The sequence below is a fragment of the Streptomyces sp. NPDC029041 genome, from assembly GCF_040637515.1.
GTDB lineage: Bacteria > Actinomycetota > Actinomycetes > Streptomycetales > Streptomycetaceae > Streptomyces.
In genome coordinates, this window is sequence record NZ_JBEZWO010000006.1 from 580673 (window position 1) to 590734 (window position 10062).

3 protein-coding genes, 1 tRNA gene and 1 rRNA gene are annotated in these 10062 nt (G+C 68.7%); 1 reads left to right on the plus strand and 4 read right to left on the minus strand.

Annotated features, from left to right (window positions below):
* Positions 1 to 212 precede the first annotated feature (212 nt).
* On the minus strand, positions 213 to 5684 hold the full coding sequence (locus AB0F04_RS18660) for a HAMP domain-containing protein (RefSeq protein ID WP_362042787.1): 5472 nt from the start codon (positions 5682 to 5684) through the stop codon (positions 213 to 215).
* A gap of 381 nt (positions 5685 to 6065) precedes the next feature.
* On the opposite strand from AB0F04_RS18660, the gene AB0F04_RS18665 reads away from it, so the two are divergent.
* Positions 6066 to 8819 (plus strand): SpoIIE family protein phosphatase, encoded by a 2754-nt coding sequence (locus AB0F04_RS18665; RefSeq protein ID WP_362042789.1) that lies wholly within the window; start codon positions 6066 to 6068, stop codon positions 8817 to 8819.
* Positions 8820 to 8864: 45 nt separating this feature from the next.
* On the opposite strand, the gene AB0F04_RS18670 is transcribed toward AB0F04_RS18665, so the two are convergent.
* From AB0F04_RS18670 to rrf, 3 genes are all read right to left on the minus strand, one after another.
* Positions 8865 to 8937: transfer RNA gene (locus AB0F04_RS18670), tRNA-Thr, on the minus strand.
* 73 nt (positions 8938 to 9010) lie between these two features.
* Complete coding sequence (locus AB0F04_RS18675; protein ID WP_362042838.1) at positions 9011 to 9673, minus strand: DegT/DnrJ/EryC1/StrS family aminotransferase; 663 nt, start codon at positions 9671 to 9673, stop codon at positions 9011 to 9013.
* A gap of 114 nt (positions 9674 to 9787) precedes the next feature.
* Positions 9788 to 9904: ribosomal RNA gene (rrf, locus tag AB0F04_RS18680) — 5S ribosomal RNA — on the minus strand.
* Between the last annotated feature and the right edge of the window lie 158 nt (positions 9905 to 10062).

Here is a 10062-nt window from a genome sequence, read left to right on the forward strand (position 1 = left end):
CGCCCGTCCTTGTGCCGGTCATCGTAGCCGCACCCCGCCCGTCGCCACACCCTGTCACCGTGATGTCACTGTGCACGTAGCAGAAACGCAGCAGGAGACCAGAAGGTTCCCCAGATCTCGTACTTCTACACGACTATGCGCACACCGAGTCGGCAACTCCGCGTGAACACCGAACCTTCCCGTCATGGTCGCGCAACTGCCCAAGGTTCCCCTCATTCCCCTCGCATCCACTGATCCATCACCGCCAGCAGATGATCGGGGTCGACCGGCTTGGTCACGTAGTCGGAGGCGCCCGACTCGATCGCCTTCTCCCGGTCGCCCTTCATCGCCTTGGCGGTCAGCGCGATGATCGGCAGACCGGCGAACTGCGGCATCCTGCGGATGGCACTGGTCGTGGCGTACCCGTCCATCTCGGGCATCATGATGTCCATCAGCACGACCGCCACGTCGTCGTGCTGCTCCAGGACCTCGATGCCCTCCCGGCCGTTCTCGGCGTACAGCACGGACAGGCCATGCTGCTCCAGGACACTGGTCAGGGCGAAGACGTTGCGGATGTCGTCGTCGACGATCAGGACCTTCTGGCCGCCGAACCGGATGCCGCGGCTCGGCTTCGGAGCCGGCTCCTGCTCGGCCGGGGCCCACTGCTCCAGTTGCGCGGGGCGCGGCGGCAGCTCGGGCATCCTGCGGCGCCGCCGGAACAGGGCGGCGGGCCCGTTCTGCGTCTCGCGGTACGACTTCACCTCGGCCGGCGTCTCCACCTCCACGTCCGACAGCTCGGACAGGTCGGTGGTCGACGCCACCAGGTCACCGGCCTCCAGGGCGGGCAGCTGCTGCTGGTAGCCCTGGGGCGGCAGTTCGCTGGGATGCAGCGGCAGGTACAGCGTGAACGTCGAGCCGCGGCCCGTCTCGCTCTGCGCGTGAATCTCACCGCCGAGCAGCTGCGCGATCTCCCGCGAGATGGACAGCCCGAGGCCCGTACCGCCGTACTTCCGGCTGGTCGTGCCGTCGGCCTGCTTGAACGCCTCGAAGATCACCCGCATCTTGCTGGAGGCGATGCCGATCCCCGTGTCGGTCACGGAGAACGCGATCAGCTCGGCCTCCGGATCGGTCAGCGACCCGGTCTCCAGCAGCTGCTCCCGGATCCGCTGCGGCACGTCGTCCCGCGCCGGCCTGATGACCAGCTCCACCGACCCGGAATCGGTGAACTTCACCGCGTTCGACAGCAGGTTGCGCAGCACCTGCAGCAGCCGCTGCTCGTCGGTGTGCAGCGTCGCGGGCAGCTCCGGCGAGACCCGCACCGACAGGTCCAGGCCCTTCTCCGCGGTCAGCGGACGGAAGGTGGCCTCCACGTAGTCCACGAGCTGCACCAGCGCGATCCGCGTCGGGGAGACGTCCATCTTGCCCGCCTCGACCTTCGACAGGTCCAGGATGTCGTTGATGAGCTGGAGCAGGTCCGAACCGGCCCCGTGGATGGTCTCGGCGAACTCGACCTGCTTCGGGGAGAGGTTCCCCTCGGCGTTGTCGGCGAGCAGCTTGGCCAGGATCAGCAGCGAGTTCAGCGGCGTACGCAGCTCGTGCGACATGTTCGCGAGGAACTCGCTCTTGTAGCGCATCGACACCGCGAGCTGCTCGGCGCGCTCCTCCAGGACCTGCCGCGCCTCCTCGATCTCGGTGTTCTTCACCTCGATGTCGCGGTTCTGCTGGGCCAGCAGCTCGGCCTTCTCCTCCAGTTCGGCGTTGGACGCCTGGAGGGCCTTCTGCCGCTGTTCCAACTCGGCCGAGCGCTCGCGCAGTTGCTCGGTCAGCTCCTGCGACTGCGCCAGCAGCAGCTCGGTCTTGGTGTTGACGGAGATGGTGTTGACGCTGGTCGCGATCATCTCGGCGATCTGGTTCAGGAAGTCCTTCTGGATCTGCGTGAACGGCGTGAAGGACGCCAGCTCGATGACGCCGAGCACGCTGCCCTCGAACAGCACCGGCAACACGATCACCTGCGCGGGCGGCGCCTCGCCGAGCCCCGAGGAGATCTTCAGATAGCCGCTCGGCGCGTTCTCGACGAGGATCGTGCGCTTCTCCTCGGCGGCCGTCCCCACCAGCGCCTCACCGGGCTGGAACGACGTCGGCATCGAGCCCATCGAGTAGCCGTAGCTGCCGAGCATGCGCAGCTCGTACTGGTCCTCGTCCGTGGCGCTGATGTCCTCGCCGTCGACGAGCGGCATCGCCACGAAGAACGCCCCGTGCTGCGCGGAGACGACCGGGGTCAGCTCGCTCATGATCAGCGAGGCCACGTCCTCCAGGTCACGGCGGCCCTGCATCAGCGCGGAGATCCGCGCCAGGTTGCCCTTGAGCCAGTCCTGCTCCTTGTTGGCGATCGTGGTGTCGCGCAGGTTGGCGATCATCTTGTTGATGTAGTCCTGGAGCTCCTGGATCTCCCCGGACGCGTCCACGTCGATCTTCAGGTTCAGATCACCGCGGGTCACCGCGGTCGCCACGCGCGCGATGGCGCGCACCTGCCGGGTCAGGTTCCCGGCCATCTCGTTCACCGACTCGGTCAGGTCCCGCCAGGTGCCGTCCACGTCCCGCACCCGGGCCTGGCCGCCGAGCTGCCCCTCCGTGCCCACCTCACGGGCGACCCGGGTGACCTCCTCGGCGAAGGACGACAGCTGGTCGACCATCGTGTTGATGGTCGTCTTCAGCTCCAGGATCTCGCCGCGCGCGTCGATGTCGATCTTCTTCGTCAGGTCACCCTTGGCGATGGCCGTGGTCACCATCGCGATGTTGCGCACCTGACCGGTCAGATTGGACGCCATCTGGTTCACGGACTCGGTGAGGTCCTTCCACGTACCGGCCACACCCGGTACGTGCGCCTGACCACCGAGGATGCCGTCCGTGCCCACCTCACGGGCCACCTTGGTGACCTGCTCGGCGAACGAACTCAGCGTCTTCACCATCGTGTTGATGGTGTCGGCGAGCTGCGCCACCTCACCGCGCGCCTCGATGGTCACCTGCCGCGTCAGGTCACCGTTGGCGACCGCCGCCGAGACCTGGGAGATGTTCCGCACCTGAGTGGTGAGGTTCTTCGCCATCAGGTTGACGTTGTCGCTCAGGTCCTTCCAGATGCCGGTGACACCCGGCACGTGCGCCTGGCCGCCCAGGATGCCCTCGGTGCCCACCTCACGGGCCACCCGCGTCACCTGCTCGGCGAAGGAGGACAGCTGGTCCACCATCGTGTTGACGGTCGTGACCAGCTCGAGGATCTCGCCCTTGGCGTCGACGGTGATCTTCTTCGACAGGTCACCGCGGGCCACCGCTGTCGTGACCTCGGCGATGTTGCGCACCTGGATGGTCAGGTTGTTGGCCATGCCGTTCACCGACTGGGTGAGGTCCTTCCAGGTGCCGGAGACACCCTGCACCTCGGCCTGGCCGCCCAGAATGCCCTCGGTACCCACCTCTCGGGCCACGCGGGTGACCTCTTCGGCGAACGACGACAGCTGGTCCACCATCGTGTTCAGGGTGTTCTTGAGCTCCAGGATCTCCCCGCGCGCGTCCACGGTGATCTTCTGCGACAGGTCGCCCCGGGCCACCGCCGTGGCCACCTGGGCGATGTTGCGCACCTGGCCGGTCAGGTTGGACGCCATGCCGTTCACGGAGTCCGTCAGGTCACGCCACACACCGGCCACGCCCGGCACCTGCGCCTGACCGCCCAGCCGGCCGTCCGTACCCACCTCGCGCGCGACCCGGGTCACCTGGTCGGCGAAGGCCGAGAGCTGGTCCACCATCGTGTTGATGGTGTTCTTCAGCTCCAGGATCTCCCCGCGCGCGTCGACGTCGATCTTCTGCGACAGGTCGCCCCGGGCCACGGCCGTCGTCACCTGCGCGATGTTGCGCACCTGTGAGGTGAGGTTGCCGGCCATCGAGTTGACGGAGTCGGTGAGTTCCTTCCACGTGCCCGACACACCGTCGACCCGGGCCTGACCGCCCAGACGGCCCTCCGTGCCCACGTCCCGGGCCATCCGCGTCACCTGGTCGGCGAAGCTCGACAGCTGGTCCACCATCGTGTTCACGGTGTTCTTCAGCTTGAGCATCTCGCCGGAGACGTCGACCGTGACCTTCTGCGACAGGTCACCGTTGGCCACCGCCGTCGTCACCTGGGCGATGTTCCTCACCTGACCGGTGAGGTTGCGGAACGCCGTGTTGACGGAGTCCGTCAGGTCCTTCCACGTCCCCGCAGCGCCCGGCACCTGCGCCTGACCGCCGAGCTCACCCTCGACACCGATCTCCCGCGCCACACGGGTCACTTCCGCACCGAAGGCGGACAGCTGGTCGACCATCGTGTTGACGGTGTTCTTCAGCTCCAGCATCTCGCCGGCCACGTCCACCGTGACCTTCTGCGACAGGTCACCATTGGCCACCGCCGTCGTCACGGCGGCGATGTCCCGCACCTGGGTGGTCAGATTCCGGAAGACCGTGTTCACAGAATCGGTGAGGTCCTTCCACGTCCCCGCGGCACCCGGCACGTTCGCCTGACCGCCGAGCTGCCCCTCGGCCCCGACCTCGTTGGCCACACGCGTGACCTCGTCGGCGAAGATCCGCAGCGTCTCGGTCATCTGGTTGATCGTGTCGGCGAGCTGCGCGACCTCACCGCGCGCCGGCACGGTCACCTTGCGCGACAGATCACCGTTGGCGACCGCGGTCGTCACCTCCGCGATCCCCCGCACCTGGGCCGTCAGGTTCCCGGCCATCGTGTTCACCGAATCGGTGAGTTCCTTCCACACCCCGGCGACGCCCGGTACCTGCGCCTGACCGCCCAGCGCACCCTCGGTACCCACCTCACGCGCCACACGGGTCACCTCGGAGGAGAACGCCGACAGCTGGTCCACCATCGTGTTGACGGTGTTCTTCAGCTCCAGCATCTCGCCGGCGACCTGGACCGTGACCTTCCGGGACAGATCACCCTTGGCGACCGCCGTCGTCACCAGCGCGATGTCCCTCACCTGGGCCGTCAGCCGGTACGCCATCGTGTTGACGGAGTCCGTCAGATCCCGCCAGGAACCCGACATGCCCCGCACCCGGGCCTGACCGCCCAGCTTGCCCTCGGTGCCCACCTCACTGGCCACACGCGTGACCTCGTCGGTGAACGTCGACAGCTGGTCGACCAGATTGTTGACGGTCCGTCCGACCTTCAGGAACTCGCCCCGCAGAGGCTGACTGTTGCCGTCCGGCACCTGCGTCCGCAGCTCCATGCGCGGCGACAGATCACCCTCCGCCACCGCCGACAGCACCCGGCCGACCTCGGAGACCGGCCGCACCAGGTCGTCGACCAGGGCATTCGAGTTGTCGATCGCCGTCGCCCACGAGCCCTCGCAGGCACCCGTCTCCAGCCGCTCGGTGAGCTTGCCCTCGCGGCCCACCATCCGCCGCACCCGCGACAGCTCGCCCGTCAGATGCAGATTGCGGTCGGCCACCTCGTTGAAGACCGCCGCGATCTCGGCCATCACGCCGTCGCCCGACACCGTGAGCCGCTTGCGGAAGTTCCCGTCCCGCATCGACACCAGGGCCGCCATCAGCCGGTTCAGAGCGGCCGTGTCCACCTCGGTCGTGCCGCTGCGCACCTTGCCCTGGTTGACCGGGGACTGTCCGCCTTTCGCGCGCGTCTTCCTGCCACGCGTCGCTGCGCCAGACTCCACTGTGTCCCTCCCGCAGGGATCGACCGTCACTGCTGTGTTCGGGTACCACGCTCGCCGTACCAGTTACTACTGCGTATTCTCGCCTCGCATACCAGGCCGTTTCCACGGGGGCTGCTGCCCACGGTCACCCTCGGGCACACAGCCTGCCCGGACCTTCACACGAAGCTTGCCCAGTGTTTCACCCTGGCCGAACCAGGCCATAACAGTTCGGCAGCTTCGCACATCGTCCGCACACCCTCCGGACGGAAACACTGCAGACCGGCATCCGCACGGACCGCGAAGGTAAGTAACCTTGCATCCGGCTGTCCAGCCGCGCCGGTCCGTCCGGCCTGGGCGGTGGCACGAAGACGAGCGGGCATCGGAGGGGCGGCCGCACACAACATGACCACCGGACTGATCCCCGGGGGACAGCCCCCGGACCCCCGGCCGACGGGCAACCTGCCGCAGCAGCGGCGCGAGCCGGTCGGCCCCGCAGCCCAGCACGTCGAGAACCGGTCGAGGAGTTCTGTGATCACCGCGCGCGCGGCCGCCAGTTTCGAGCCCGTCGGGCGATCGGTCGCGAGCGCCCGCTCCTTCGTCCGCGACACCCTCCAGGGCTGGGGCTTCGCCGACATCGTCGACGACGCCGTCGTTCTCACCAGCGAACTGGTGACCAACGCCGTGGTCCACGCCGGCACCTCCGCCGACGTGCTCTGCCTGCGCAGCGACGACGGCGTACGCATCGAGGTGGCCGACCGGTACCCCGAACGCGAGATCCCCCTCCAGGCCACGGCCGTCAACATGGGCAGCCCGGACCGCGAAGGCGGCCGCGGCCTCCAGCTGTGCGCGGCCCTCGCCGGCCGCTGGGGCGTCGAGTACATCCCCACCCACAAGACCGTCTGGTTCCAACTGGACCTGCCCGCACGCGCGGTGGGCACCCGCGCAGCCGGCCCCGCTCTCCCCTTGGACCTGCTCCCCCTCGCCGACGGCCGGGTCCGCGTCGCCGTCATCCAGATCGACCGCACCGGCCACATCACCGCCTGGAACGAGGACGCCGAGGAACTCTTCGGCTACCCGGCCGAGCAGGTCACCGGCAAGCCCCTGACCGACCTCGCCGCCTGGCCCCACACCCCCGGAACCAGCACCGGCATCGCGGAAGCCCTCCGTCTCTCTCGCTGGGAAGGCAGCTACGGCATCCGCGCCGCCACCGGCCGCGTCACCCCCGTCTACGCCTCCCACCTGCGCGTCCGCGACACCGGCGGCGAACCGTCAACCGTGTGCCTCCTGGTACGCGACCACGAACGGGCTGTTCTGCAGACGCCTCTGCGCGGCCCCGCCTCCGACAGCTCGTCCGGCGCCGAGGGCCAGAGCACCGACCCCTTCGAAGTCTTCATCGGTTCCCCCGCCCCGGACGACCTCGACGGCCTCCTCCAGCGCACGGTCGAACGCGCACGCGACATGCTCGACGGCGACTCGGCGTTCCTCCTGCTGGCCACCGACGACGAGACGGAACTGGAGGTCCGCGCCTCCACCGGCCTTCCCTCCGCCCGTCAGCGCTTCGCCCGCGTCCCCGTCGAGGCCGGCCCCGGCCGTTACGGCTCGGCCCGCATGCCCGCCGTCCACGACGACCTGACCGCGGTCCCCGGCGCCGTACCGCTGCTGAACGGCACGGGCATGCGCTCGGTGGTCACCGTCCCGCTCAAGGTCGAGGGCCGCCTGACCGGCTCCCTCGGCGTCGCCGCCGAAGCCCCGGCCAGATACTCCAACGAGGAGGCCCTGCGCCTCCAGTTCGCCGCCGACCGCATCGCCCTCGCCGTCGAGTCGGCCCGCCTGGGCGAACTGGAACGCCTGCGCCGCGGCTCCCTCAGCTTCCTCGTCGAGGCGTCCGACCTGCTGGCCGGCACCCTGGACCGCGACCAGACCCTGGCCCTCATGGCCCAGATGACGGTCCCGACCCTCGCCACCTGGTGCGCCGTCTACACGATCGCCGACCAGGCCTCCGAGCCGTACCTCTCCTACGTCCTGCACGAGGACGAGGAACTCATCGACGGCATCAAGTCCCTGCTGTCGAAGGTCCCCCCGCCCGACCCGGTGCCCACCCCGGGCGCCCGCGTCTGGACGGCCCCCGGCGAGGTCGCCCACCAGGCGGCCCTGCGCACCTCCATGCGCAGCCTCGGCCTCAGCGGCAGCCCCACCCGCCAGGTCACGCGCGGCATCGGCCCCACCCTCGCGACCGCCTCCGCCGTCGGCGGCGAGACCGTCGTCCTTCCGCTGGTCGCCCGCAACCGCGTCATCGGCATGCTGACCCTCGGCAAGCCGACCGACGAACACTTCCGCCAGGAGATCCTGGAACTCGCCGAGGACCTTTCCCGCCGGGCCGCCCTGGCACTGGACAACGCCCGCCTCTACTCGGAGCGCACGGCGATCAGCCAGTCCCTCCAGCGCAGCCTCCTCCCCCCGGAGCTCCCCGAGATCGACGGCGTCGAGGTCGAGGTCATCTACCGCGCCGCCGGCGAGGGCAACGAGGTCGGCGGCGACTTCTACGACGTCTTCCCCATCCGCGACGGTGCCTACGGCTTCGCCATCGGCGACGTGTGCGGCACGGGCCCGAACGCCGCGGCGGTCACGGGCCTGGCCCGCCACGCCCTGCGTCTGCTGGCCCGTGAGGGCCTCAGCGGCCCGACGGTCCTGGAGCGCCTCAACTCCGCGATCCTCGACGAGGGCGCCCGCAGCCGCTTCCTCACCCTCCTCTACGGCGAGATGCGCCCCCAGGAGGACGGCAGCGCCGAGTTGAAGGTGGTCTGCGCCGGACACCCGCTCCCGCTGCGCCTGCGCCAGGACGGCTCGGTCGAGCCGGCCGCGGAGCCTCAGCCGCTCCTCGGCGTCATCGAGGACCTGGAGCTCTACGAGCAGACCGTCACCCTCGACCCGGGCGATGTCCTCCTGTGCGTCACGGACGGCGTCACCGAACGCCGGGAGGGCGCACGGATGCTCGGCGACGACGGCCTCGCCGACGTCCTCACGACCTGCACGGGCCTCACGGCCGGCGCGGTCGCGGCCCGCATCATGCGCGCTGTGGAGCGCTTCGCGTCGGACGCCCCGTCGGACGACATGGCGATCCTGGCCATGCGCGTCCCCGGACTTCAGAAGGACTAGGAGAACGCGAAAGGCCCCACCCGTGAGGGTGGGGCCTTTTTCCGGAGCCCCCAAGCGGAATCGAACCGCTGACCTTCTCCTTACCATGGAGACGCTCTACCGACTGAGCTATAGGGGCCTGTTGCTTGCGAGGTCTCCCCCGCGGCAACGGAATAGATCATACCCCGAACAGAGCCGTGGTCCCAACCACGTCAGAAGGCGGGCTGCAAGAGCCCTCCGAGGGCATTGCAGGCGGACACGATGCGCTGCATGTCGCGCTTGGTCAGCGACGCGTCGACCGGCAGCGCCAGCGTCTCGTCGGAGGCCCGTTCGGTCTCCGGAAGTGAAACACACCGCCGGAATTCAGGCAGCCGGTGTACGGGCGTCTTCACCGGCACCCGGCACTCAACTCCCTTGGTCCGCAAGGTTCGCGCGAAGGCATCCCGATCGGGTCGCCCATTGCCGGGGACCCGCACGACGTACTGCTGATAGGTGTGCCCGTCACCGTCCTCCGGTACCCGGACGCCCCTCAACTTGGCGTGGAGATAAGCCGCGCGCTCCCTGCGCTGGGCTATCTCGTCGTACGGCGCCTCGGATTCCCCCTGTTCCAGAACGAGCAGCCCGTGCCGCTGTCCGAGCGCGTGCAGGCGCGGGATGTCGGCGAGCCGGCCGAAGCGGTGTACGGCGACCACGGCCGCGGTCCGCGGAGTCACCGCCGCTTCCACAGCAGCGGGGTCGAGGCAGTAGGTGGAGGGGTCTATGTCGGCGAACACCGGAAGAGCCCCGGCCTTGGCCACGGCCTCGGCGACCTCGACGTTCCCGAAGGCCGGCACCACGACCTCGTCACCGAGTCCGACACCGGCGGCCCTGAGCATTGCAGCAGTACCCATGCTGTGGATGCTGGTCGCACAACGTGAACTTCAAGTGACGCGCAACAAAAAAGGGTTGGACCCGAAACCGAAGTTCCGGGTCCAACCCTTTCAATAATTGTTCGGCGGCGTCCTACTCTCCCACAGGGTCCCCCCTGCAGTACCATCGGCGCTGTAAGGCTTAGCTTCCGGGTTCGGAATGTAACCGGGCGTTTCCCCTACGCTATAACCACCGAAACACTATGAAACTGTCAGCCGCACCACGCGTGGCGGCGTGGGGCTGTTCGTGGTTTCAGAACCAACACAGTGGACGCGAGCAACTGAGGACAAGCCCTCGGCCTATTAGTACCGGTCAACTCCACACGTTACCGTGCTTCCATATCCGGCCTATCAAC